Here is a 25,578-nt window from a genome sequence, read left to right on the forward strand (position 1 = left end):
ATTATCTACTACTAAAACTGTAATATACAAGATAATAAAATCTTTAAAATACGATTATTTTTAACTTTACTATGTTGATGTTGTTTAAAAATTAAAGAGATTTTATAGCAGAATAAATTTTGTCTTTATTCATTTGACCAATGCTTCTATAGACCTCTTTGTTATTTTGGTAAATTACAATTGTTGTCCAATAGTCAATTCCTAGCTGTTTTGCAATAGTCTTATGCTTTTCTTGCTCGAAGCTTAAAAAGAGGATGTCCTCGAAATCTTTTTCAGCTTGATTTAGGATCTTAATTTGAGCCTTACAGGTTGTGCATGTTTCATTCCAAGAATTTATAACAACTATTTTTCCATCAAGTTGCGCTTTTTCAAAAATTTCATTATTAAAAGTAGTACTTTTATCTACAGCAAATGAGTTAAATGAAATCAGTGTAAAAATTATGATGAATATTTTTTTCATAGTCTTAATGTATAAGATACATAGTTAATTAACAACTCATTGTTTTATTTTATAACCCCAATTTGTTTCTGTCTCGATATGATAATTAAACCACTAATTATAATAATTAATGCTCCAATATAACTATTAGTCGAAGGAACTTCATCAAATAAAAAATATCCATAAATAATGCCCCATAAAATCACTGAATATCTAAAAGTTGATGTAACAGACACAAGTGCAATCTTGATAGTTGCAATTGAAAAAATATAACCCATTGCTAAAAAAAAAGCAGAAATAAATAAAATAAAAATATCTTTTAACGTAAAATCATAAAATTTGTAAATACTTAATATTCCAAAAAAAATAGTCACAACAAAACATGTCATAAATGCAGTTTGAAGACTGTGATAATCTTTTTTAAAATTTTTTGTGTACATGTCTCTAATTGAAAGCATGATTGCTGCTAAGATTGGAAATATAAAATAATAACCAAACTCTAATTTCCCTGGATTAACAACTACTACCACTCCAATAAAACCTAAAATTACAGCACTCCATCTTCTCCATCTTACTTTTTCATTCATAAAGATTGCCCCAAATGCAGTTAAGATAATTGGTGCCATACTTAATAGAATATAAACTTTTGCAAACGGTAGTAAGGCAATACCAATAAAAAAAAATAATGCGGCTAAAGATTCAAGAAGCCCTCTTATCTTTAGTTCTGTCGAAGAAAAAATTAACTTAAAATTTAATTGTTTTTTTATGTAAAGAAATAATACTATAAATAGTAGTGTAAAAATCCCTCTTATAAAAATTATTTGATTTAAAACAAATATTTCATCGAAATGTTCATATATGTTTTTTACAAAAGCATCATTTGTTGCAAATGAAAACTGACATAAAAGCATATAAAGTATGCCCAATAACTCATTGTTAATTTTAACTTTAGGAAACATTTTGTGAGTAAATATAGGCTTTTTTATTGGTAATATACAAAAATCAAGAACCAATATGAGGCAAGTCCAACAAGAATAGTTACAATAATACTTCTACTAAAATATCCAATAATTATCGCAATTATAGCTGCTAGTATCTTGGGATTACTATCAATATCTATAGATCCTGTGGCATCAAGAAATATAGGAGGGAATATTATTGCCGGAAAAATGGCTGATGGAACGTAAGACAAAACTTTTTTTGTCTTTTCGTTTAGAATATCTTTTTTTAAGAAAAAAATCATAGAAAATCTAGTTAGGTAAGTCAAAATTCCACAATAAATAATTGTCGTCCAATGCATTACTTTTTCTTCCGGTCAATTAATGTGATTATAGTAGCAACCGATAAAGCTGACAGTGTTGCTATAATAATGTAAGCTTGAAATGGTATTGTATTATACCCAACAGTAGCAACAATTCCTGAGACTAACATTACAATAATATTTTTATACTTTCTAAAATCATCAATTAACAAAGCTAAAAATGTTAAAGAAATAGTAAAACTTAAACCTAACTCTTCAGGTACTACCGATCCAAGAACTATACCTAAAATTGTTGATATCTGCCAAATAGTCCAACAGGTAAAACCAGCTCCTAATAAATGGTAGTGTTTAAATTTATTTTCTTTATTTTTTTTAAAATAAATATTTGAAACAGCAAATGCTTGATCAATTAATACATAGGATAATATAATTTTCCATCTCAGTTTTAAGTGAGAAAGATATTCAGAAAAAACCGCACCATATAGTAAATGTCTAGAGTTTACTGCGGTAACTGATGTGATTGTAACTAATGATGATGCACCGCCAGAGAATAATTGTAATAAAACAATTTGAGAAGCTCCACCAAAAATTATAATAGACATACCAAATGTCATATAGGCACTCAAACCCACATCCATTCCAATAACGCCGTATATAATTCCAAACGGAACTACCGGTATCATTAAAGGGCTTACATCAATAATCCCCTTGGACAATGTTTTAAATCTTTTATTCATTTTAATTTAGGATTTTGTATTAGAAACAAACTATATGATCAATATTAATTGGTCTCTTTATACCAAATTTTTCGTCAACTTCATGCTGATGAATATGATGTGAATGAACAAAAACAGGTACTAATCTATTACTTGCAGTTTTAAGAGTATAGATAAAATTTGTTCCTCTAAATTTTCTATCCACAACTTCTAATTTTAAATTACTTTTGTCATCATGCTCAAGATCCTCAGGCTGTAATAAAAGCTGAACTTCAGATCCTTTTGGATAATGTTTTATAAAATCTCCAGTTATTGTTCCAAGATCATCATTTTCTAAACTATTTTCACCTGTAACTTTTGCTGGGATTAAGATCCCTCGATTTAGAAAATTAACCACCTCTATTGAGTTTGGAAAATGGTAAACATTATATGGGTCATCATATTGCTTAAGTTGACCATCTAAAATTATTCCACATTTAGTTCCCAAATAAAAAGCCTCATAAGAGTCGTGTGTTACAATAATTGTTGTAATCTTATGCTCTGTTAAAATTTGCTTTAATTTAACCTGTATTTCTTCTTTAAAGTTCTGATCTACATTTGAAAGAGGCTCGTCTAATAACAATAAATCAGGATTAGATAACAAAGACCTTGCTAATGAGGCTCTTTGAGCTTCTCCAGAACTTATCTGGTGTGGGTATTTATCAACAATGTGCTCGATATGAAGAAGCTTATTTATTTCATTTAAATTTAAACCTTTCTTCTTCTTTTTATTTCTATCTGCACCAAATTTTATATTTTCTAAAACTGTATAATGAGGAAAAAGGGAATTGTCCTGAAACCCCATAGAAATATTTCTATTTTCAGGTTCAATATGAGTATTATCAGATGACAAAATTTTATTTTTTAAGATAATTTTCCCAGACTGTACTTTTTCTAAACCTGCAATTGTTCTAAGTATAGTAGTTTTACCAATACCAGATGGTCCTAACAAACAAACAATGTCTCCTTGATTTTCAATCGTTAGAGAAACATTGTTCACTTTACTTTGTGCACTTGCTGCAAATGTTACATTATTTATTTCTAAGAAATTTTTTGTCATAAGTTTAATCTTTAAGGATATATCTAGATGTAATTAAAATAAAGCAACTTGCAATAAGTATAAGCAGTAATGATGGCGCTGCTGCAGCTTCAAGTAAATCTTGGGAAGCATAAATATACGCTTTTGTTGCAAAGGTTTCAAAGTTAAATGGTCTCATAATCAAGGTAATCGGTAATTCCTTGATTATTTCAATTGTTAACAAAATACCTATTAATAAAACTGAATTCTTTAAATAAGGAAGGTGAATATTTCTAAATGTTTTAAATTTTGAATAACCAAGAAGATATGCGCTCTCATCTATAGAATAATTAATTTTTAGATAGCCAGATTTAATTCCGTTATTAGCTAAGGAATAAAATCTTATAAAATAAATTATAACCAATCCTAAAATAGATCCAATGAAAATAGATTTTATCGATTCTGTTCCAAGGTAATTAATCATATTAAGATCTAGCCATGAAATAAATGTTATAAAAGCAACAGCTAAAATAATTCCAGGTATTGCATATCCGGAAATAGAAAATGTATTTAATGCTTCTAAAAATTTACTTTTTGAAACTCTGTTTCCATAGTTTGAAATAAAGGCTAATAATATTAATAAGCAACACGATAAAAAAACTAACAACATTGTATTTGAGAATAATTCAATTAAATTTAAATCTAAAAAGTGTTTTGGAAAAATAATTGTCCAATATAACATTTGAAAAACTGGAAATAAAAAGCTTAAGAAAAATACTAACGTACAAAATAAAAACGCTAAAATTGATTTATAATTATATAAATGAACTACAGATTTTGATTTAAACCCTCCTTTTGATGATGTGTGATATTGAGCTTTTTTTCTAGATAGATTTTCTATAACAAAAAGTCCAAGTATAAAAATTAACAAGTAAGATGATAACCTGTTTGCTAAAGTAAGATCGTCAAAAGATATCCATGCATTATAAATACCTGTTGTTAAAGTCGACACTCCAAAAAATGAAACAGAACCAAAATCTGATAAGGTCTCCATTGCAACCAAAGAAAGGCCAGCAACTATTGCAGGTCTTGCCGAAGGTAAGATTATCTTAAAAAATGATTTTTGCTTAGAAAAGCCAAGGTTTTTACCAAGTTCTATTAAGTTTTGTGACTGATAATGAAATGATGCTCTAGTTAATACGTAAATATAACCAAATAGTGAAAATGATATTGAAATTATTGCGCCTAACATTCCATCAAACTTTGGAATATGAGCGTTGTAATTTCCCTCGCCCAATAAGTTTTTTAAAATTGAAAAAGCCGTTCCATAGTTTTCAAAAAAAGCAGTTAATGAATATGCATAAATATAGGCTGGTACTGCAAAAGATAGGATTAAAGCCCATTTAAAGAAATTAACACCAGGAAATTTATAAAATGAAACTAAATAAGCACAACCAACTCCTATAATAAAAGTTAAGGTTAAAACACCTGTCAAAAGTATTAATGAATTATAAATATAATCTAAAAGAAAAGTATTTTTTAAAACTGAAACGTAGTCTCCAGTTGTTTCAAAGAAACTACTGAATACAGTTATAATGGGTACAGCTACAATTATGGATATGACAAAAGAACTAAAATACCAAATGTTAATCTTATTACCCATTTTTTAACAACGCACTAATAACATCAAGCAGGGTAATTAACTTAATATTAAAAGCGCGCTGTGTTATAACCTCTTTATTTCCACTTCGCGTTAAGCATTATCTCTAATGCGATAGCTTGATTTTTTCCGTAATTAGCTACTTTAGTTTTAAGGTCTTGTTTAAAATTAAACCCCATTTGTGTAATTAATCCATGAGGCTCAACACCTTCAATCATTGGATATTCATACGTATTATTAACAATATGTCGTTGAGCATCTTTAGTTAATAAAAACTCTAACAGTTTAATTGCGTTATCTTTATTTGGAGCATATTTTAATATTCCACCTCCACTAATATTCATATGTGTTCCTCTATCACCCTGATTTGGGAAAAATGGTAATACTTTTTTTGCAGCCTCTTGTTGCTCTGCACCTTTACTACCAGAAAGCATAAGTGCGTAATAATAAGTATTTGCAACAGCAATATCAGCTTCGCCAGCTGCTACAGCTAAAATCTGAGCTCTATCATTTCCCTTTGAGTCTCTAGCCATATTCTTAACCAAATTTTCTGCCCAAATAGTAGTGCTCTCTTTTCCATTATTATCTATTAATGAAGCTACTAGAGATTGATTATAAATATTATTAGATTGTCTTATAACAATTCTACCTTTCCACTTAGGATCAGCAAGACCTTCATAAGTCAATCCATTAAGATCATTGTCACTTACTCTCTCTGGAGAGTAATAAATTATTCGTGCTCTTTTAGCTATTCCTGTCCAATTTTTAGATCTAAAGTTTGCCGGTACTGCAGATTTAATTGCTGGCGACATAGAGTTTTGAAACATCCCTTTTAAATCGAAAAGTCCTAACTTTCCAGCATCAGCTGTAATATAAAGATCAGCTTTTGAATCTTTTCCTTCTTCTATAATTCTTTTTTGAAGAGATTTATCTTTGCCGGATATGACATTCACTTTAATTCCAGTTTGAGATGTAAATTTATTGTAAAGCTGGATATCTGAATCGTAATGTCTTGCACTAAAAACATTAACTTCATTAGCTAATGTCATGCTTTTAAAAAAACTCAAGGTTAATATAATAAGTATAATTTTTTTCATTTTTTCCTTTATTTTTTACCCTTGATTAGTTTAGAATGCTTATTATTAACATTGCGAATGATTATCAATCGCATTTATTGACGCAGTTTACAATGGTTAATTAAGTTAATATCCGGATAAGCAGATTACTTAGGAAAGACATGAATGCATAAAACCCTATAAAGAAATTGCAGTACATTATTGAGACAGCCCGGTTTCTAACTCTTCTTTTTCTTACAAATGGCTTATCATCAAGGTCTGAAACATCTCTTTCTCCAATTACTTGATAGTCATATGACCAACGCCATACAGAATTACCAAAACGTTCATCTGTATTATTGTAATAGATAATCCAAGCAACAATGTATCTGTGAGAAATATAGAGAATAATTAAAAGTAAACTACTTATAAACATCCAAATATATAATCATATTTAGAAAGCTTATTAAAGACTAATTAAAACTGTTCAGATTCTGTTGATCCTGCCATAGCAGTTGTAGAACTTTTTCCACTACTTATGGTATTTGAAACTGCATCAAAATAAGACGTTCCAACTTCTCGTTGGTGTTTAACACTTGTGTAACCATCTTTTTCTCTAGCAAATTCAAGCTCTTGGATTTTAGAATAAGCCGTCATTCCTTCTGTTTTATATCTTTCAGCAAGTTCAAAAATTGCAATATTTTGAGTATGAAATCCTGCAAGAGTTATAAACTGGAATTTATATCCCATCTCACTAATTTTTTGCTGAAATGTTGCAATCTCAGCATCTGATAAATGCTTTTTCCAATTGAACGAGGGAGAACAGTTGTAAGCTAATAATTTACCAGGAAACTTTTCATGAATTGCATCTGCAAACTTTTTTGCTTCCTCAAGATTTGGTGTTGCAGTTTCACACCAGATTAAATCTGAATAAGGAGCATAAGCTAAACCTCTGGAGATTGCTTGATCAATTCCATGTTTAACATAATAAAAACCTTCTGGTGATCTTTCACCAGTTAAAAATGGTTTATCATTTTCATCAAAATCATTCGTAATTAATTTTGCAGCATTAGCATCTGTTCTTGCTAAAATTATTAAGGGTACATCTGCAATATCCGCTGCAAGTCTTGCAGCTTTTAAGTTTTTAATCATAGTGCCAGTTGGAACTAAAACTTTTCCACCCATATGGCCACATTTTTTTTCGCTAGCTAATTGATCTTCAAAGTGAACTCCAGCCGCACCTGCTTTAATAAATTTTTTTGCTAATTCAAAAACATTTAATGGACCACCAAAACCTGCCTCACCATCTGCAATAATCGGCAACATATAATCTGTTCTATCTTTTGATTTCATTTCACCATCTTGTAATTCCATATGCTGAATTTGATCTGCTCTAATTAATGCATTATTCATAGACTCAACTAATTTTGGTGCACTATCATATGGATATAAAGATTGATCAGGATACATTTCACCAGCTGTATTTGCATCAGCTGCTACTTGCCATCCACTTAAATAAATTGCTTTTAATCCAGCTTTCGCATGTTGAATAGCATGGTTTCCCGATAGAGATCCCAATGTATTAATATAATTTTCTGAATTTAACAAATCCCATAATTTTTTGGATTGGTGTTTACACATAGAGTATTCAATTTTAAATGAACCTCTTAATCTCTCAACCTCTTCTGGGGTATAATCTCTTTTAATTCCTGCAAATCTTTTTAAATCGTATGAGATGTTCTCAGCACTCATTTAGTCCTTTACTGTTATGTTGTGAAAATATTTTAAGTGAACGAATTAATTACTGTCGTTGATTTGATCAACTAAAGCATCCATTCCACTTGAGCCCCAATCACAGTGATCATCTCTCATATAAATGCCTTTTGCATTATATTGAGAAATGTCTTCTTCTCTTATGATTTGAGCTTCATTTTCAGTATTTTTAATTTTATCGTCCATGTAAACTTTATAATTTACTAAATTTACAAATTCCAACAAAATCGTTAAAAACCTTGTAAAACAACATAATTTATTGTAAATTAAAATTTACAAAATTTACAAATAACTTATATGAGTCAATTAGATATTAAAATAGGTCCAAAAATAAAAGCTTTTAGAAGGCAGTTAGGACTGCAAGCTAATAAACTTTCAGAGGATCTAGGAATTTCTCCAAGCTATTTGAATTTAATTGAAAGTGGAAAAAGAAAAATAGATGGAGATTTATTACTTAAGGTTTGTGAAAAATTAAATATTCAACTTTCAGACTTAACTTCAAAATCAGATATTAATTTAGAAAATACAATTTCAGAAATTTTAGATGATAAATTATTTGAAGACTTAGATATTCTTGGTCCTGAAGTTAAAGACCTTGTTGGCACAAACCCAAAGATCGGTAGAGCCCTTGTTAGATTAGGAGATATTCTTAAAAAGAAAGATCACGAACTAATTGATAAAATAGAAAAAATTTCAGGTAAGATAGTGGATAATAGAAAAAACTCTTTTCCTGGCGAAGTAATATCTGATTTTCTTCAACAGCATAAAAACTATTTTCCAAAATTAGAAGAATTTGCAAATAAAGTTTTTGATAAAATTCAAAAAAATAATAGAACTCGATATATTGCGTTATGTGAGTATTTAAATAAAGAATATTCAATTACAGTAAAAGATATTTTACCTGAAGAAGGAAAGCCTTTTTCTAAAATCTATAATAAGAGCAAAAAAGAACTTTTGTTAAGTGATTATAGTTCCCTAGAAACAAAAAAACTTCATGCAGCAGCTCAGATAGCTCAAGAAGGAGCAATGAAAGATATTGATATTTATTTATCAAAATTTTCTTTTCCATCAGATGAGTCTAAAAAATTAACTAAAGTTGCATTATTGAATTATTGTGGTGCTGCAATTTTAATGCCTTACAAGCCCTTTCATGCTGAATGTAAAAAATTAAAATATGACTTGGAACTTTTACAAAATACATTTGCAACTTCTTTTGAGCAAGTTGCTCACCGTGTAACATGTTTACAAGACCCAAAATTACCTGGAATTCCTTTTCACATGTTAAGAGTTGATATGGCTGGAAATATTTCAAAAAGATTTTCATTATCAGGAATTGATATACCAAGATATGGTGGTGCATGTCCTAGATGGAATGTTTATTCAGCCTTCACAAGACCCGGTGTTATTCAAGCAGCAGTTAGTAAAATGACTAATGGTGAAAAATATGTGTGTATTGCAAGAACAGTTGAAAAAGGTGTCGGACGATTTGGTCAATCAAAAAGTATTTTATCAATTGGACTAGGTTGTGACGCAAAGTATGCAAAAGATTTTGTGTACACTGAAAACATTAATGTAAGTGATAAAACTACAGAAATTCCCATTGGTGTATCTTGCAGAACTTGTGATAGATTGGATTGTCCACAAAGAGCGTTTCCACCTTTACACAAAAAATTTGATGTAGATATCAATTCTAGAGGTGTTTCAGTTTATGTTAATGATAAGTCTAGTTAATTAAGACTTCCAATCACCAATTTTACTAAACAAAAAGTTCCTAAAAGCGGTTATTCTTGCTGTGTTTTTAAGTGATTGAGGATAGACAAAGTGAGCCTCTGTTATAGGTCCTTCCGAACTAGGAAGTACTTTTATTATATTATTTGAATTTGAAACTAAATACTCTGGAAGTGCTGCAAGACCTACACCAGCTTCAACTGCTAAAAGTAAACCCATAACACTATTAACTTTCATTACTGGTTTTCTTTTTTTACCATCTTTAATTCCAAGTTTTAAAACCCAATCTGGATCATAGACAGGAGATGGTGCTCCTTTTCCAAATGAAATGAATTTATGTTTATTAAGGTCTGAAATAGTTTTAGGCATCCCATGTTTTTCTAAATATTTATTAGAGCCATAAATATAATATTTTAAATCCACTAATTTTTTTTGAATATAATTAAGCTGCTTAGGTCTTCTCATGAAAATACCTATATCTGCCTGTCTCGTACTTAAGTCTAATTCCTTATCTTCAAAAATTAATTCAATTTCTATTTCAGGGTTTAAAGTCATAAATTCTTGAATACGAGGTGTTAACCAGTGGGTACCAAAACTTCTAACTGTTGTAATAGTTAATTTACCAGTTGGTTTATTTTTTTGATCTCCCAGGGTTGATTCAACCTCTTTTAATTTACTAATTACATCATGAGCTGTTTTAAATAAATATTCACCATTTTCAGTTAATGTAAGACCTCTTGCGTGTCTTTCAAAGAGTTGTACTTTAAGATCTTGTTCTAAAGATTGAATTTGTCTACTAATTGCTGACTGACTTAAGTTTAGGTTTATTGTTGCGTTAGTAAAGCTTCCCGCTTCTGCAACTGCATGAAATATTTTTAATTTATCCCAATCCATTATTTATTAAGGTCAACAATATATCGTCCAGATGTCTCACCTTTTAACATTTTTGGATATATGTCTATTAAATCTTCTAAGCTTACTGTTTTAATTGATTTTTCTAATTGTTCGAAATCAATAAGATCTTTAACTTCATTCCAAACAAACTCTCTTCTTTTAATTGATGCTGTAACAGAATTAATTCCCCAAAGTTTAACACCTCTAATAATAAAAGGCATAACTGTAGTATTTAATTTATAATCAGAAGCATTACCACAAGCTGCAACAATTCCATTGTCTCTAGTTTGTGCAAGTGCATTAGCAAGTATTTTTCCACCAACAGTATCAACAACACCGTCCCATAAACCTTTGTCTAATGGTCTAGCGTCTTTATCTAGATCTGCTTTATTTATTATGTTTTTTGCACCTAATGATCTTAAGTATTCTTCATTTTCAGCTTTTCCAGTAACAGCTGTAACATCATAACCAAATTTATTTAAAATCATCACTGCAATACTTCCAACACCACCGGATGCACCAGTAACTAAAACATCTTTTACTTTTTCACCTAACAAAAGTTCTTCTCTAGCTTTGATTGCAAAAGAACATAATAATGCTGTTAGTCCAGCAGTCCCTAAAATCATTGCTTGTTTAGATGAGATATCTTTTGGTTTTTTAACTAAGTAATCTCCATTAACTTTAGCAAACTGAGAATAACCACCAAAGTAAATTTCACCCACTCTCCAACCTGTAAGGATCACTTCATCTCCTTTTACAAATTTTGAATTATCACTTTCTAAAACAGTACCTGCAAAATCAATACCTGGTATATGCGGAAATTCTTTTACTAATTTTGCCCCATTATTTAAAATAAGTGCATCTTTATAGTTTAAGTCTGAATAATCTACTTGAACAAGTACATCACCATGTTTTAAAAATGATTTATCTATTGATTTTACTTCTCGTGTAAAATTTTCACCTTCTTGATTAAGAACTAGTGCTTTAAAATTATCCGACATGCTTTTCTCCCTTAGGAAGGTTACTTACTAATAAATCTTAAATATCTATTCTGAATACTTAAATCTTTTTTAAATTCTCCTAAGAAATAATTTGTAACTGTTGTTGCATTTTCTTTTTTAATGCCTCTCATTGTCATACATTGGTGTGCTGCATCAATTGTAACAGCAACTCCTTTTGCATCTAATGAATTCATTAAAGCTTGAGCAACCTGCATTGTTAATCTTTCTTGTGTCTGTAATCTTTTTGAAAAAACTTCTACTACTCTTGCAAGTTTACTTAAACCTACAACTCTTTCATTTGGAATATAAGCAACATGTGCTGTACCAACTATTGGAGCCATATGATGCTCACAATGACTTGATACTGAAATATTTTTTTCAACAACCATGTCGTCATAACCTTCAACATCACCAAAGGTTTTCTCTAAAATTTTTTCAGCATCTTCAGTATATCCACCAAAATATTCTTTAAATGCTTTAACAACTCTTTTGGGAGTTTCTAATAACCCTTCTCTACTAGGGTCTTCACCCATCCAAGTTAAAATAGTTTTAAAAGCCTCTTCAGCTTCTTTGTCAGAAACTTTTTTGGTATCTAAAATCTTGCTATCTGTGTCTTCGACTAATTTCATAAGGCAACTTTATACAGTAAATCATTGTTTTTAAAATATTTAATATATCTAACAATATGCTACATAATTACCTAATTATGTTTAAAAAAAGAGAAAATATAGTTGAAATCGAGGAGGGCAAACTCCTTTCACCAAAATTTGATAATGATGGATTAATTCCAGTTATTACAATGTGTTCAAAAACTAAAGATGTTTTGATGCATGGTTACATGAATGTTGAAGCTTTTAAAAAAACCATTGAGACTAAAGAAGCTCATTATTTTAGTAGATCTAGACAGCAAATTTGGCACAAAGGCAAAACTAGTGGCTTTACTCAAAAAGTAACTGAAATTAGAATTGATGATGATCAAGACTCAGTTTGGTTAACTGTCGATATTGGTGATGGTTCAAGTTGTCATGTTGGTTATCGATCATGTTTTTATAGATCAATTCCACTGGGACCAATTGAAAATGGTAGAGAAGTTGAAATGAAATTTGAAGAAAAAGAAAAATCTTTTGATCCTGAGGTTGTCTATAAAGGTCAACCCAATCCTACAAAAATTTAAATGAGTGACAATCAAAAAAATGTTCTAGGTGAGGATCTAGAAGAATGCTCTAACGATCCTTTAACAGGGTGGTATAGAGATGGCTGTTGTAGTACAGATGAAAATGATCACGGCGTTCATACGGTTTGTGCAAAAGTTACAACAGAATTTTTAGAGTGGTGTAAAGAAGCTGGGAATGATTTAATAACTCCTCATCCTGAATTTGGGTTTCCAGGTCTAAAAGCTGGAGATGGTTGGTGTGTATGTGCTAGTTGGTATGCAAGAGCTGCTGATGCTGGAAAACCATGCCCTGTTTATTTAAAAAGAACACATGAAAAAACTTTAAAACTTGTTTCAATGGAGGTTTTAAAGAAAAATGCTATTGATTTATCTTAATTAATTTAATTATCTTTCATTAAACTTAAATTATAAATACTTGTAGAAAATTTAGATAAGTTGTTTAGGGTATTTTTTTGTACGTCTAATATTTTTTTTTGGTGAACTCCTGTTATAGAATAATGTTTTTTACTATCTATTGTTAAAAATTTTTGTTTTAATAATATATTTAATTTTCTAATAACTGTAGCTCTTGGGATACCTGTAATATCTGAGATAGACATTGCGTTAACACCTACTTCATCCTTTTGCTCAGCAAAGAAGTACTTTTCTAAGTAAAATTCTTTATTCATTTCACTATTATCATTTTTTTTTGAGTGCAAAGCGTGATTGACTAAACAAATGCCATGAATATGAAAGGATTCTAGATCGCCATAAACTTTTTTATATCCTAATAACATAGGCATTTGCATTTCATAATAAAGTTTCCAAACAAATGAAAAATATTCCTTGCTTGTTTCTGTTAAACGTTCACTGCTGAATGGTTCTGATATTATCCCTTCTTCAACACATATATTTGAAAGAGTTGATAAAAATCTCGTCATTCTTTTTATTGTTTCTTCAGGTTTAATGCTTGGCCAAGTGTTTCTATCAATTATAATCTTTCTATTTACTCTTTTTATTACACCGATTTCTTCTAATTCATTAATTTTTCTTCTAGTAGTTTCTTTTGGTATATTAAGTGATTTGGATATCTCTATTACATTTATTGTTTCTATTTCAACCTCATTTTGATCAAAATACTCCTCATAATTTAACTTCACAAAATTCTTTGAATAAGCTTCAAATGTGTTCATTAATAAATGCATAATGATCATAAATTTTTCATAATCATGAAAAGTTCTGTAAACATTATTAACCCAAGCTAATTGTAGTGGTACCCAAACAGGCATTATCGAAACAAAGTTTTTCTCAATTACTTCTAGTATATCCTCACTGTGGATTTGCTTTGATACTTCGGGTAATAATTTCTTCATAAAATTATATTTCCACCCAAAATGGACATGATTTAAGCAAGAGTCAACCCAAAATGAACATCTAGTGATTTGTGTCGTTTGTATTTTGATGGTTTATTATCTGCATGAGTGCTGAAAAAATAAGTTCTACAGAGTTAAATGATCTTCCTCCTTTAGCAACCCCTGAAAAGAGTGAGGAAGTTTCATCATCTGGAAGAGTAGATATTAATATTCTTTTAAATAGAGCTAGAAAAGAAAAAGAAAAAGAAAATCTAACAAACCTAGTTTTTGTTGGATTAACGTCTTGCTTAATTATTGTTGCCGGTATTATCTTATCCTTTTAACTACATATTTCCATATTTAGGCCCACCACTTCCTTCGGGTGTTACCCAAGTAATATTTTGAGAAGGTTCTTTAATATCACAAGTTTTGCAATGAATACAATTTTGAGAATTTATAACAAATTTATTTACACCATTTTCATTTTGAACTTCATAAACGCCTGCGGGGCAATATCTTTGAGCAGGTTCATCAAATTTTTCTAAAGTATAATTTATCGGTAAGTTCGGATCTTTTAATTGTAAGTGTACAGGTTGATTATCAGTGTGATTGGTTCCTGTTAAATAAACAGAACTTGTTTTATCAAATGTAATCACATTATCTGGTTTAGGGTAATCAATTTTTGGCATTTCATTTGCTGGTTTTAATGTTTCATGGTCAGCATGCTTATGTCTTAAGGTAAAAGGTAATTTTCCTCTAAATAATATTTGATCAATTCCTGTAAATATTATTCCAAGAATTAAACCCCAGCTAAAACTTGGTTTAACATTTCGAGCTTGGTGGAGCTCCTCATAAATCCAACTTTTTTTAAATTTATCCTCATAAATTGATAAATCTTTATTTTCTTTTAAATGTTCGTTTATTGTTTCTGCAGCAATCATTCCACTTTTCATTGCAGTATGTGATCCTTTAATCTTAGGCATATTCAAAGTTCCCGCATCACAACCAATTAATAAAGCTCCAGGCATAAACATTTTTGGTAAACTCTGAAGTCCACCTTCAATTAAAGCCCTTGCTCCATATGAAATACGTTTTCCACCTTCAATTATCTTTTTAATTGCAGGGTGAGTTTTAAATCTTTGAAATTCATCAAACGGTGAAAGATGTGGGTTTTTATAATCAAGACCAATTACATATCCTAAAAAAACTTGTTTATTTTCTGCATGATACATAAAGCTACCACCATAAGTATTGTTATCAAGTGGCCAACCTGCAGTATGCATGACCATTCCCTCTTCATGATTTTTTTCACTGATTTCCCAGATTTCTTTAAAACCTATTCCATATTGTTGAGGATCTTTACCTTCTGATAAATTATATTTTTCTATTAATTGTTTTCCAAGATGCCCTCTACATCCTTCTGCAAACACAGTAACTTTTCCTAATAGTTCTATGCCTGGTTCAAAGCCATCTTTTTTATTTCCATTTTTATCAACTCCCATGTCTTGAGTTGCAACTCCCTTAACAGATCCATCTTCATTGTATAAAATTTCACTTGCGGGAAAACCTGGAAATATTTCAACACCTAAAGCTTCTGCTTGTTCTGCTAGCCATCTGCATAGATTTGCTAAACTAATTATGTAATTATTATGATTTTGTTGAACTGATGGAAGCAGCCATGTTGGCCAGCTTAATGATTTAGATTTTCCTAAAAATAAGAATTTTTCTTTAGAAACCTTAGTTTTTATAGGTGAATTAAGTTCTTTCCAGTTTGGTAATAACTCATCTAATGCTCTAGTTTCAAAAACATTGCCACTTAAAATATGAGCTCCTATTTCGGATGCTTTTTCTAGTAGGCAAATATTTAATTCTGGATCTAATTGTTTGAGTTTAATAGCAGTCGATAGTCCTGATGGGCCACCACCAACAATTACCACGTCATACTCCATTGCTTCTCTAGGCATATGGTAATTTTTTATATTATTTGTTATTTTTGTATAGTGTTTAATTTATTCAATTCTTCTAGGAATTTAGGAAGGGCTTCAAACAAATCAGCTTCTAAACCGTAATCAGCAACACTAAAAATAGGTGCCTCTCCATCTTTGTTTATTGCGACAATAATTTTACTTTCTTTCATACCAGCTAAATGTTGAATTGCTCCAGAAATACCAACTGCAATATATAGATCTGGCACTACAACTTTACCCGTTTGACCAACTTGATGTTCGTTACTTATGTAACCTGCATCAACAGCTGCACGCGAAGCTCCTATTGCAGCATTTAATTTATCTGCAATATCAGTAATTAATTTAAAATTGTCACCATTTTGCATACCTCTTCCACCTGAGATCACAATTCTTGCAGTTCCAAGTTCTGGTCTATCTGATTTAACTTCTTCTCTTTTAATAAATTTAGATAACGTAAACTCTTTTACCGAATCCATTTTTTCAATGGGTGCTGATCCACCTGAAGTTTCACAAGGTTCAAATGAAGTTGGTCTAATAGTTACACATTTTTTTGCATCAGTGCTTTTTACAGTTGCAAATGCATTTCCCGCATAAATAGGTCTGATAAATGTATCTGGAGATACCACTTTGATTATGTCACTAACTTGTGATGTGTCCATTAAAGCTGCTATTCTTGGCATTAAGTTTTTACCAAATGTATTAGCCGAACTAATTACATGGGAATAATTTTCAGAAACTTTAACAATCAATGGTGCAAAATTTTCCGGTAGAAAATTTTCGTAATGAGTGGCTTCAACTTGTATTACTTTTTTAACCAAGGGTATTTCAGATAAAACTTTTGCAACATCAGAGCAATTGTTTCCTATTAGTAATGCATGAACATCGCCATCAATTTGAGAGGCAGCTGTAATAGCGTTAAGAGTAAATGGTCTTAATTCTTTATTGTTATGTTCAACAATTAATAAAATTGACATTATATAACTTTCGCCTCATTTTTAAGCTTTTGCACAAGTTCAGCTACACTTGATACTTTAATTCCAGCTTTTCTTTTTGGTGGCTCTTCAACTTTAATTTGTTGAACTCTTGGTGTTGCATCAACACCTAAATCTGCAGCTGTCATTTGATCTATTGGTTTCTTCTTAGCTTTCATAATATTTGGTAGAGATGCATAACGCGGTTCATTTAATCTTAAATCACAAGTAACTACCGCTGGAACGTTAACTTCAATAGTTTCTAAGCCTTCATCAATTTCTCTAATTATTTCTAATTTATTGTCTTTAATGTCAATTTTTGATGCAAAAGTTGCTTGAGGCCAGTTCAATAAAGCACTCAACATTTGTCCTGTTTGGTTGCAATCATCATCAATTGCTTGTTTACCCATAAATACTAGATCAGGTTTTTCTTTATCAACAATTTTTTGTAATATTTTAGCTACTGCTAAGGGTTCGACTACGCCATCTACTTTAACATGAATTCCTCGATCAGCACCAACAGCTAATGCTTTTCTAACTGTTTCTTGTGCTTTTTCTTCACCAATAGTAACCGCAACTATTTCAGTTGCTTTACCTGCTTCTTTAATTTTTACAGCCTCTTCAATTGCATTATCATCAGGTGGGTTGGTTGACATCTTAACATTATCCGTAACAATTCCTGTGCCATCTTCTTTAACTCTGATTTGAACATTGTAATCAATAACTCTTTTTACAGCGACTAATATTTTCATTATGCTCTTAATAAGTTGTTTTCAGGATCATATGGGCTTTCTTCTAAAATTGTACAATCGTACATTTTACCAAGAATATCAATTTTCAATTTTTGCCCTGGTGTCGCAATCTCTGGTTTGACCATTCCTAATGCGATTGATTTTCCAAGTCTAAATCCAAAATCTCCACCAGTTGCACGTCCTATAACTTTTTCATTATCATAAATTGGATTATTCCCTAAAACATCTGCATCCTCTATATTGTGAACTTCCAAGGTAACCAATTGATTTGAAAATCCTTTTTCTCTCCATTTATTCAAAGCATCCAATCCTATAAAATTTCCTTTGTTGGGATGAACAAATCTATCTAACCCAGATTCGTAAGGTGAATATTCAATTGATAATTCTGTGCCAACAAGTTTATAAGATTTTTCAAGTCTCAAACTATTCATTGCTCTAATTCCATAAGGCTTAAGACCTAAATCTTTTCCAGCTTCCATTAATCTATCAAAGATGTGATTTTGATATTCAATTGGATGATGCAATTCCCAGCCAAGCTCACCTACAAAGTTTACTCTCATAGCGTTAACTGGTGCATTACCAACATCAATATTTTTTGCACTCAACCATTTAAAATTTTCATTTGAAAAATCATCTCTTGAAACTCTTTTCATTAGTTCTCTAGCTTTAGGACCAGATACAACTAGAACTCCCATACTGTTTGTTAAATTTTCAAATTGAACACTACCATCAGTTGGCATCCACTTTTGAATCCAGTCATGATCTAATCTTTGGTTTGCTCCTGCAGAAACTAAATAGTAACTTCCATCAGCTTCTTTCATGATTGTAAATTCAGAGTGCACTCCACCCTTAGTATTAAGTGCATGACATAATCCAATTCTTCCAATTTTTTTAGGAAGTTTGTTTGCAACTAAATAATCTAAAAACTCTTCAGCACCAGGTCCTTTAATTCTACATTTAGCAAATGCCGTCATATCTAAAAGACCAACATTCTCTTTTACATTTTTGCATTCTTGCTCAATTGCTTTAAACCATTTTGATCTTCTAAATGACCAATCATCTTTTTGCTCCATCCCATCGATTGCGAAGAAGTTAGGTCTTTCCCAACCAAATTTTTGACCAAATACTGCACCTAATGCTTTCATTCTATCATAACAAGGTGATGTTCTTAATTCTCTAGCAGCCTCTCTTTCTTCATCTGGGTAGTGAACTTTAAATACATGATTATAAGCTTCTTCGTTTTTTTCTTTTAAATAAGATTTTGTTGCATAATCACCAAACCTTCTTGGTTCAACTCCAAGCATATCTATTGTAGGCTCGCCATCAATTATCCATTCTGCAAGTTGCCAACCCGCTCCTCCTGCTGCAGTTATTCCAAAACTGTGTCCTTCATTAATCCAAAAATTTTTCAATCCCCATGCAGGTCCAACAATTGGGTTTCCATCTGGTGTATAACAAATTGCACCATTATAAACTTTCTTAACTCCAACTTCTCCAAAAGCTGGTACACGGTGAATAGCTCCTTCTATATGCGGTGCTAATCTATCTAAATCTTCTTGAAATAATTCATACTCTGAATCTTTTGATGGCCCATCAACATAACAAGCTGGTGCACCATCTTCGTATGGTCCTAATATTAATCCACCTGCTTCTTCTCTCATATACCATCTGCTGTCGCTATCTCTTAAAACTCCCATTTCAGGTAAGCCATCTTTTTTTCTTTTTACGATATCTGGATGAGGTTCTGTTACAATATATTGGTGTTCAACTGGTATTACTGGAATATCTAATCCAACCATTTTTCCAGTTTGTCTAGCAAAGTTTCCAGAACAAGAAATTACATGTTCGCATTCAATAGCACCTTTATCTGTTTCAACAATCCAGCCATCTTTAGTTTGTTTCATTCCAACTACAGCTGTGTTTCTATAAATCTCTGCACCCAAATTTCTAGCACCTGTTGCCATTGCTTGTGTTAAGTCAGCTGGTTGAATGTATCCATCTTCAGGGTGTTGGATTGCTCCAAGTAAATCTTCTGTACGGCACAATGGCCAAATTTCTTTTACTTGATCTGGTGTTAAAAATTTTACATCCACACCAATTGTTTGAGCAACACCTGCATATTGATGATACTCATCCATTCTATCTTTAGTGCTTGCTAAACGAATATTTGATACGACACTAAAACCAACATTTTGTCCTGTCTCTTCTTCTAATTTTTTATAAAGATCCACTGCATACTTATGAAGCTGTCCAACCGAATAACTCATATTAAATAATGGAAGTAGACCTGCTGCATGCCAAGTAGATCCAGATGTTAATTCTTTTCTCTCAATTAAAACAACATCAGACCAGCCTTTTTTTGCTAAGTGATAAAGAGCACTAACTCCTACTACACCACCACCAACTACAACAACTTTAGCTTTAGATTTCATTAACACGATTCCTACTAAATTTTCATTACGAACGAAACAAAATTCGTTTACCCTCTAAATTAAATTGAAGATCCTAGGGGCATTGGAGCGGACACCATTGTGGTCAACCAGCAGTCTTTGAAGGGACCATCTATTTTATACTTTTCAACCTGCCATTTAAATTTGTAATAGGATTTGTCTTTTCCAAGAACACTAACTTCAAACAAGGCTACTGAATTGTTAAGGTTTTCTTGAACAATTTCATGATCTAAATGATCTAATAATATTTTATATGACTTGCCCTTCAGCATGGTCTTAAATCTATCTAAAGGTCCTGTGCTTTTTCTATTACTAGGATGAGCAAATTCCCAGGTTTGTTCAATGCCATTATCTATAGTGGGAGAGTTGTTTTTTTGTAAACTTTTCAACTGAATTTCCACAACCTGGTATGGCTCAATATTACTATTAGGCTTTATTAATTCTGCTTGTGAAATTGTAAGACTTAGAAAGTAAATTAATAAGGTTTTATATATTATTTGCTGTCTTTTTAACGTCCTCAAGAAATTCTTTTCGTTTTTCATCTGTTACAAACGGTACTGCAAAATATCTTCTGTATACAATATTATAAATGCCACACATATGAAACACACCTCTTTTTAGCCTTCTAATAGGTAAATTTAAAAAAAATGTTGTAACCGCTAACCTTGGGGATCCATAGGTACAAAAGATTATAGCTTTTTTATCTTTTAAGTTTCCCATTGGATAACCATAATTTCCAACTAATTTTTTAAATGTGTAAGCCCATGGGGGTGACAAAACTTTATCTATCCAGCCTTCTACAATAGCTGGCATTCTAAAGTTCCAAATAGGTGCAATTAGAACAATAATATCACATTTCTCAATACGTCTTCTATGATCTAGAACGTCTTCTCCAGCTTGTTCACCTGCAAAAACTGGATTGAATTTATCTTTATATAAATCTACACAATCAACTGTATTACCGTTTTTTTCTGCTGTTTTAATAAATGTATCTCTAATAGCTGCATTAAAAGACTTTTCATTATAGTGCCCGTATAAAAGAAATATTTTTTTCATTACATTAAGGGTGTATAGACTAGAAAAATTAAAAATCTATGAAAAATTTTTACGTAGTTGCTGGTATTCATAAAGATCCAAATAAAATTGAAACTATCATTAAAGATACAGAAAAAAAATTTGGACCTTTTGAGGAGATTGAAGCTAATAATTTAGCTAAGAGTTTAATTCAAAAAAATATAGATGATTTTTATCATCGTGCTTGGATTGTTAAATCTAATAATTTAACCAAATAAAACCCAACAAACATAAAAATTACAAAGCTTACAGAATTTAAATTTAATAAAGCCAGTGAGGCTATTGCAGGTCCTGGACATAATCCAGCTAAGCCCCAGCCTGCACCAAAAAGTGATGAACCTATAATTAATTTCTTATTTAGTTCTTTATTATTTGAATAAGAAAATTTATCAGCAAAAATTGGTTTCTTATTATTTTTAAATAAATGAAAAAATGGTGAGGATATTATTAAAGCTCCAATCATAACAAATGCTAATGATGGGTCCCATTCTCCAAAAATATTTAAAAAACCTAAGACTTTAGCGGGATCTATCATCTGTGAAACAGTAAGACCTATTCCAAAAATTATTCCACAAATTAAAGATATAATCTTATTCATATTAAATTTTTTACCAAAACAGTTAAAATTCCAACAATCATAAATGTTACTGTTGCAATAATTGATCTTAAAGAAAATCTTCCAATACCACTGATGCCGTGTCCACTAGTACAGCCACCACCTATTCTTGTACCAGCTCCAACCAATAAGCCTGCAATTGCTAATAAATAAAATGAGTTTGAAATTGTGATATTGATTTCCTGTTGAGTAAATATTTTATAAACAATAGGTCCGATAATTAATCCAATTAAAAATAAAAAATTATCAAATCTATTATCTTTTGAAGTTAAAAAATTACTGGCAATTCCACTTATTCCAATTAATCGACCATTAAATACAAAAAAAATAATTACTGCTAAACCAATTAAGGATCCACCTAGAAATGCAGAGATTGGAGTAAAATTAACTATATTCATTTAACTTTGTAATACTGGAAAAGCAGGGTTTATATTTAAAAAAAGCTTTTGATATTCCATCTTTGTACATCTATTTTCAATATACTCAATATCATTACTCTCCACTAATTCTTTAGCATCAATGCTTCTAATTCCAAGTTGTAACCAAAGAACTTTAGCTCCAATTTTAACACTCTCTTCAGCATACTTGTTAGCTTCAGATGATGGTCTAAATACATCTACGATATCAATAGGTATATTAATATCTTCAAGTTTTTCAAAAACCTCTTCTCCTAAAATCTTTTGACCTTTGGCACTTGGATTAACTGGAATAACTTTAAAACCATATTTTTGCATATACTTCATCACTATTGTTGATGGCTTTTTATCATCTTTACTAACACCCACCATCGCTATTGTTTTATACTTTGAGAGAATTTCTTTTATTTTATCGTTCACTACTTATGTTTCCACTTAGGTTTTCTCTTTTGTAGAAACGCTGATATGCCTTCTTTAGCATCCATTGCCATCATATTTTTAGTCATCATTTTACTAGTGTATGCGTAAGCTTTTCTCAATGGCATTTCTAATTGATTATAAAAAGTTTGTTTTCCAATTTTAATTGTAAGACTTGATTTTGAAGCAATAGTTTTAGCAACTTTTAATACTTCATTGTTTAATTTTGATTTAGAAAAATGATTATTAATTAGTCCAATTTCTTTTGCGTAATCTGCTTTAATAGGCTCTCCCGTTAACAGCATATGCATCATTCTTTTTCTATTAACCTTTCTACTAACTGCAACCATTGGTGTACTACAAAATAAGCCAATATTCACTCCTGGTGTTGCAAAAATTGCATCATTAGAACTATAAGCAAGATCACAACTTGCAACTAACTGGCAACCTGCTGCAAATGCTGCTCCATGAACTTTTGCAATAACTGGCTTTTTTCCTTCAACTATTTGAAGCATCAACTTTGAGCAAAGATTAAAAAGTTTTTGATATTTTTCACTTTTCTTTAATCCACTTACTTCTTTTAAATTGTGACCCGCACTAAAACCTTTTCCAGACCCTTCAATAATTATTACCTTAATATTTTTGTCTTCATCTAATTTTTTAAAAGCTTTAATTAAATCTCCTAAATTTTTTAATGAAAGAGCGTTATATGTTTTTGGTTCATTAATGATGATTGAAGCAATATCTTTATTTAAAAGTTTAATTTTAATATTACTTAAGTTTGCCATCTTCTCTCATTTTGGCTCTAATTTTTGTTGCAGAAATTTGTTGAATTTCTTCTGACAAAACAACTTCTTCTATTTTGTAACCAACTCCTCTTCCGTAACAAATATTAGTAATATTAGGAACCATCATTATTTTAAATCTTCCTTCAAATTCCGGGTTTAACTTTTCTTCAATATTTTTTTTAACTGTATCAAAATCAAATGGATTATCGTCAACACCTTGAACATCTCTTATTTGAATGCAAACTTGTCCCGTTTTTTTAATAATTTCTTGAAATAAAGCGTAGTGACCATCATGAAATGGTTGCCATCTGCCAAGCATTTGTGCTGTTGGTTTTTTATTATCCCATTCGTAAGCCATTATTTTATCTCCTTTACTATTATTGGTGCCCAATGTTTAGCATCTTGAGTTGTAACCTGACAATCAAATTTTTCAGGCTTTACAAACATCTTGTTAGTATCGTCAAAACGTCCTTCTTTTATTGTATTTACCCAAACTATATAATCTGCAGGAAACAAGTTTCTTGCCTCCGGTGTTGGGCAAACAAAGTCTGCTACAACATAATTTCCATCATCTTTTAATTTTTTTGCAAAATCTGCCATTCTACTTGCTTGTCTTGTTCTGCCTTCTTTTGAAAAATCCCAATCATTAGCTTCTTTTCTAACTTCATCAGCATTAAGTCTTTTAGCATTTAGTAATGGAGCAATTTCATTTGCTAAAGTTGTTTTGCCAGATCCTGGAAGACCCATAATTAATATTATTTTCATTTTAAACTAAGTTTGTTGCAACCCATTTATGAAATTCATGTGTAGGGTTATCCATTATCGGTGAAAAATTCCCACCATTATATACTGGTGAATTTCTACCTTCTTGCATACCCTCAATAGCTTTTATATCCTCAATCATTACTTCCTTCCAAAATTCTGCATTTTTTTTTCTCATCTCAGTAAACTCAGAACCATTTGCACTATCATCACCAACATAATACATCGTTAAATGTTCTTTAGTCTCACTAAAAGACTTAGGTTCTAACCAAAAAACATAAAAATGGTCTACATGAAGACCAATCATTACATTTGGAAATAAAGCGATATACTCAGCTTTTTTGAATAAGTCTTTAGGCCAATTTGGAAAATTATTGAAACTTTGATTTCCTTTAACAGGTTGATCATATTTATTTGTTCCTTGGCCAGCAAATCTATTTGGTAAACCTTGAATATGGTAATGATCACTAATATTTGAAACTTTATTTAATTCAGGATGTATCCAAGGCAAGTGATAACTTTCACAGTAATTCTCTATTGCAAACTTCCAATTACACTTAACATCAAGACTGAAGTATCCATGATCTTTTGAGTGCTTAAGTAATTTTTGATCTTCCTTAGATATAAATTTTGACCATCTTTCTTCGAGAGGCTTGATATATTCATCAAACTCTAATTCATTACTATTTATATTGATAAATATTATATCCATCCAAATTTTGGTTTTAACCTCTTTTAAATTGCTCGATGATTTATCGAATTTTTCTGTCTCATGAACATTTAAGCCTCCTATGTGAGGTGTCGCAACCAACTTTCCATCAAAATCGTAGGACCAGGAGTGGTATGGACATCTTAAGACATTTTTCAAAGCACAAGCCTCATCTAAAAGCTTGAAGCCTCTATGGCTGCAGACATTGTGAAATACCCTTATTTTTTTCTCTTTATCTCTTAAAATAATAAGAGGGATGCCTAGTAAATTATAAGGTTGAGCATCTCCTACATTTGGCACAGAACTTCCAACGCCAATCACCGTCCATTTATCCTTGAAAATCCTCTCTCTTTCAATGCTTAGATAGTCAGAGCTAGTGTAGCACTCGTTTGGTAGGCCATGGGCTTTCTCGATGGGGTTCCCAACCACTCTAATTTTTTCCAAGTCCAAGATTTTTGAAAGTTGAAGATTTTTAAGATTTTCAGACATTAAAAAAAATTATCACCAGCACAATTTTTGGCAACAAATATTTTATCCACAAGATGAATTTCTTTGACAGCATATACA

The 25,578-nt window shown here is 30.9% G+C and carries 31 protein-coding genes; 5 read left to right on the forward strand and 26 right to left on the reverse strand.

The window, feature by feature from the left end; translation table 11 throughout:
• Positions 1–91: 91 nt before the first annotated feature.
• The 9 genes from AC5SL4_RS04255 to AC5SL4_RS04295 form a co-directional block, all read right to left on the reverse strand.
• The gene (locus tag AC5SL4_RS04255; protein WP_006996663.1) at positions 92–460 is read right to left on the reverse strand and encodes a TlpA family protein disulfide reductase; all 369 of its coding nucleotides are present in this window, start codon (positions 458–460) and stop codon (positions 92–94) included.
• Between the two features lie 44 nt (positions 461–504).
• The gene (locus AC5SL4_RS04260; protein WP_027307050.1) at positions 505–1,452 is read right to left on the reverse strand and encodes a DMT family transporter; all 948 of its coding nucleotides are present in this window, start codon (positions 1,450–1,452) and stop codon (positions 505–507) included.
• On the reverse strand, positions 1,422–1,739 hold the full coding sequence (locus AC5SL4_RS04265; RefSeq protein ID WP_006996661.1) for an AzlD domain-containing protein: 318 nt from the start codon (positions 1,737–1,739) through the stop codon (positions 1,422–1,424). The genes AC5SL4_RS04260 and AC5SL4_RS04265 overlap by 31 nt, the downstream gene beginning before the upstream one ends.
• Complete coding sequence (locus tag AC5SL4_RS04270) at positions 1,739–2,437, reverse strand: AzlC family ABC transporter permease (RefSeq protein WP_494587145.1); 699 nt, start codon at positions 2,435–2,437, stop codon at positions 1,739–1,741. The genes AC5SL4_RS04265 and AC5SL4_RS04270 overlap by 1 nt, the downstream gene beginning before the upstream one ends.
• A 19-nt stretch (positions 2,438–2,456) precedes the next feature.
• Positions 2,457–3,515, reverse strand: coding sequence for an ABC transporter ATP-binding protein (locus tag AC5SL4_RS04275; RefSeq protein WP_020169555.1), 1,059 nt, complete (start codon positions 3,513–3,515; stop codon positions 2,457–2,459).
• Between the two features lie 4 nt (positions 3,516–3,519).
• Positions 3,520–5,136: an ABC transporter permease gene (locus tag AC5SL4_RS04280; protein ID WP_006996658.1), complete on the reverse strand. Its 1,617-nt coding sequence runs from the start codon at positions 5,134–5,136 to the stop codon at positions 3,520–3,522.
• 74 nt (positions 5,137–5,210) lie between these two features.
• Positions 5,211–6,230 (reverse strand): extracellular solute-binding protein, encoded by a 1,020-nt coding sequence (locus AC5SL4_RS04285; RefSeq protein ID WP_494587146.1) that lies wholly within the window; start codon positions 6,228–6,230, stop codon positions 5,211–5,213.
• Positions 6,231–6,665: 435 nt separating this feature from the next.
• Positions 6,666–7,940, reverse strand: a complete 1,275-nt coding sequence (gene aceA / locus AC5SL4_RS04290) for an isocitrate lyase (protein WP_494587147.1) — start codon at positions 7,938–7,940, stop codon at positions 6,666–6,668.
• A gap of 45 nt (positions 7,941–7,985) precedes the next feature.
• On the reverse strand, positions 7,986–8,147 hold the full coding sequence (locus AC5SL4_RS04295; protein ID WP_006996654.1) for a hypothetical protein: 162 nt from the start codon (positions 8,145–8,147) through the stop codon (positions 7,986–7,988).
• Positions 8,148–8,258: 111 nt separating this feature from the next.
• On the opposite strand from AC5SL4_RS04295, the gene AC5SL4_RS04300 reads away from it, so the two are divergent.
• Entirely contained in the window at positions 8,259–9,692 is a 1,434-nt protein-coding gene (locus AC5SL4_RS04300; RefSeq protein WP_006996653.1) for a helix-turn-helix domain-containing protein, read from the forward strand.
• Here the strand turns inward: AC5SL4_RS04300 and AC5SL4_RS04305 are convergent, their stop codons facing one another.
• From AC5SL4_RS04305 to folE, 3 genes are read right to left on the reverse strand one after another with little or no spacing between them, the layout of a single operon-like run.
• Positions 9,693–10,583, reverse strand: coding sequence for a LysR family transcriptional regulator (locus AC5SL4_RS04305; protein ID WP_494587148.1), 891 nt, complete (start codon positions 10,581–10,583; stop codon positions 9,693–9,695).
• Positions 10,583–11,584 carry an oxidoreductase gene (locus tag AC5SL4_RS04310; protein WP_494587150.1) on the reverse strand — a complete coding sequence of 334 codons (1,002 nt, stop codon included), beginning with the start codon at positions 11,582–11,584 and terminating at the stop codon, positions 10,583–10,585. The genes AC5SL4_RS04305 and AC5SL4_RS04310 overlap by 1 nt, the downstream gene beginning before the upstream one ends.
• 20 nt (positions 11,585–11,604) lie before the next feature.
• Entirely contained in the window at positions 11,605–12,213 is a 609-nt protein-coding gene (gene folE, locus AC5SL4_RS04315; RefSeq protein ID WP_006996650.1) for a GTP cyclohydrolase I FolE, read from the reverse strand.
• 77 nt (positions 12,214–12,290) lie between these two features.
• On the opposite strand from folE, the gene hisI reads away from it, so the two are divergent.
• Positions 12,291–12,758, forward strand: coding sequence for a phosphoribosyl-AMP cyclohydrolase (hisI, locus tag AC5SL4_RS04320; RefSeq protein ID WP_027307052.1), 468 nt, complete (start codon positions 12,291–12,293; stop codon positions 12,756–12,758).
• Positions 12,759–13,133, forward strand: a complete 375-nt coding sequence (locus AC5SL4_RS04325) for a DUF2237 family protein (protein ID WP_018414286.1) — start codon at positions 12,759–12,761, stop codon at positions 13,131–13,133.
• 5 nt (positions 13,134–13,138) lie between these two features.
• Here the strand turns inward: AC5SL4_RS04325 and AC5SL4_RS04330 are convergent, their stop codons facing one another.
• Entirely contained in the window at positions 13,139–14,110 is a 972-nt protein-coding gene (locus AC5SL4_RS04330) for a helix-turn-helix domain-containing protein (protein ID WP_027307053.1), read from the reverse strand.
• Positions 14,111–14,214: 104 nt separating this feature from the next.
• Here AC5SL4_RS04330 and AC5SL4_RS04335 point away from each other — a divergent pair, with 104 nt between their 5' ends.
• Positions 14,215–14,433: a hypothetical protein gene (locus AC5SL4_RS04335; RefSeq protein ID WP_494587151.1), complete on the forward strand. Its 219-nt coding sequence runs from the start codon at positions 14,215–14,217 to the stop codon at positions 14,431–14,433.
• Here the strand turns inward: AC5SL4_RS04335 and AC5SL4_RS04340 are convergent, their stop codons facing one another.
• The 6 genes from AC5SL4_RS04340 to AC5SL4_RS04365 all read right to left on the reverse strand — a co-directional run bounded on the left by AC5SL4_RS04340 (position 14,434) and on the right by AC5SL4_RS04365 (position 21,285).
• Positions 14,434–16,053: an electron transfer flavoprotein-ubiquinone oxidoreductase gene (locus AC5SL4_RS04340; protein WP_018414289.1), complete on the reverse strand. Its 1,620-nt coding sequence runs from the start codon at positions 16,051–16,053 to the stop codon at positions 14,434–14,436.
• Between the two features lie 23 nt (positions 16,054–16,076).
• Positions 16,077–17,030 carry an electron transfer flavoprotein subunit alpha/FixB family protein gene (locus AC5SL4_RS04345; protein ID WP_494587152.1) on the reverse strand — a complete coding sequence of 318 codons (954 nt, stop codon included), beginning with the start codon at positions 17,028–17,030 and terminating at the stop codon, positions 16,077–16,079.
• A complete protein-coding gene (locus AC5SL4_RS04350) occupies positions 17,030–17,779 on the reverse strand; it encodes an electron transfer flavoprotein subunit beta/FixA family protein (protein WP_018414290.1) in 750 nt (249 codons plus the stop codon). The genes AC5SL4_RS04345 and AC5SL4_RS04350 overlap by 1 nt, the downstream gene beginning before the upstream one ends.
• Complete coding sequence (locus AC5SL4_RS04355) at positions 17,779–20,211, reverse strand: GcvT family protein (RefSeq protein WP_011282256.1); 2,433 nt, start codon at positions 20,209–20,211, stop codon at positions 17,779–17,781. Before AC5SL4_RS04355 ends, AC5SL4_RS04350 begins: the two co-directional genes overlap by 1 nt.
• A 59-nt stretch (positions 20,212–20,270) precedes the next feature.
• On the reverse strand, positions 20,271–20,618 hold the full coding sequence (locus AC5SL4_RS04360; protein WP_230454324.1) for a hypothetical protein: 348 nt from the start codon (positions 20,616–20,618) through the stop codon (positions 20,271–20,273).
• Between the two features lie 97 nt (positions 20,619–20,715).
• Complete coding sequence (locus AC5SL4_RS04365; RefSeq protein WP_011282258.1) at positions 20,716–21,285, reverse strand: NAD(P)H-dependent oxidoreductase; 570 nt, start codon at positions 21,283–21,285, stop codon at positions 20,716–20,718.
• A 38-nt stretch (positions 21,286–21,323) separates the two neighbouring features.
• On the opposite strand from AC5SL4_RS04365, the gene AC5SL4_RS04370 reads away from it, so the two are divergent.
• On the forward strand, positions 21,324–21,521 hold the full coding sequence (locus AC5SL4_RS04370) for a DUF4170 domain-containing protein (protein ID WP_011282259.1): 198 nt from the start codon (positions 21,324–21,326) through the stop codon (positions 21,519–21,521).
• On the opposite strand, the gene AC5SL4_RS04375 is transcribed toward AC5SL4_RS04370, so the two are convergent.
• The 7 genes from AC5SL4_RS04375 to AC5SL4_RS04405 are packed head-to-tail and all read right to left on the reverse strand — an operon-like array spanning position 21,479 to position 25,500.
• Entirely contained in the window at positions 21,479–21,901 is a 423-nt protein-coding gene (locus tag AC5SL4_RS04375) for a DUF6691 family protein (RefSeq protein ID WP_011282260.1), read from the reverse strand. The two genes, AC5SL4_RS04370 and AC5SL4_RS04375, sit on opposite strands and share 43 nt — an antisense overlap.
• Positions 21,898–22,317, reverse strand: coding sequence for a YeeE/YedE family protein (locus AC5SL4_RS04380; RefSeq protein WP_011282261.1), 420 nt, complete (start codon positions 22,315–22,317; stop codon positions 21,898–21,900). Before AC5SL4_RS04380 ends, AC5SL4_RS04375 begins: the two co-directional genes overlap by 4 nt.
• Positions 22,318–22,755 (reverse strand): CoA-binding protein, encoded by a 438-nt coding sequence (locus tag AC5SL4_RS04385; protein ID WP_011282262.1) that lies wholly within the window; start codon positions 22,753–22,755, stop codon positions 22,318–22,320. It lies immediately after the preceding gene.
• A complete protein-coding gene (locus AC5SL4_RS04390; RefSeq protein ID WP_494587153.1) occupies positions 22,755–23,540 on the reverse strand; it encodes an enoyl-CoA hydratase in 786 nt (261 codons plus the stop codon). The genes AC5SL4_RS04385 and AC5SL4_RS04390 overlap by 1 nt, the downstream gene beginning before the upstream one ends.
• Positions 23,524–23,898: a hypothetical protein gene (locus tag AC5SL4_RS04395; protein WP_006998022.1), complete on the reverse strand. Its 375-nt coding sequence runs from the start codon at positions 23,896–23,898 to the stop codon at positions 23,524–23,526. Before AC5SL4_RS04395 ends, AC5SL4_RS04390 begins: the two co-directional genes overlap by 17 nt.
• The gene (locus tag AC5SL4_RS04400; RefSeq protein ID WP_027307058.1) at positions 23,898–24,305 is read right to left on the reverse strand and encodes a P-loop nucleotide/nucleoside kinase family protein; all 408 of its coding nucleotides are present in this window, start codon (positions 24,303–24,305) and stop codon (positions 23,898–23,900) included. The genes AC5SL4_RS04395 and AC5SL4_RS04400 overlap by 1 nt, the downstream gene beginning before the upstream one ends.
• 1 nt (position 24,306) lies before the next feature.
• Positions 24,307–25,500 carry an aromatic ring-hydroxylating oxygenase subunit alpha gene (locus tag AC5SL4_RS04405; RefSeq protein WP_494587154.1) on the reverse strand — a complete coding sequence of 398 codons (1,194 nt, stop codon included), beginning with the start codon at positions 25,498–25,500 and terminating at the stop codon, positions 24,307–24,309.
• Positions 25,501–25,578 lie beyond the last annotated feature (78 nt).

The organism is Candidatus Pelagibacter sp. PS_02, from assembly GCF_059418065.1.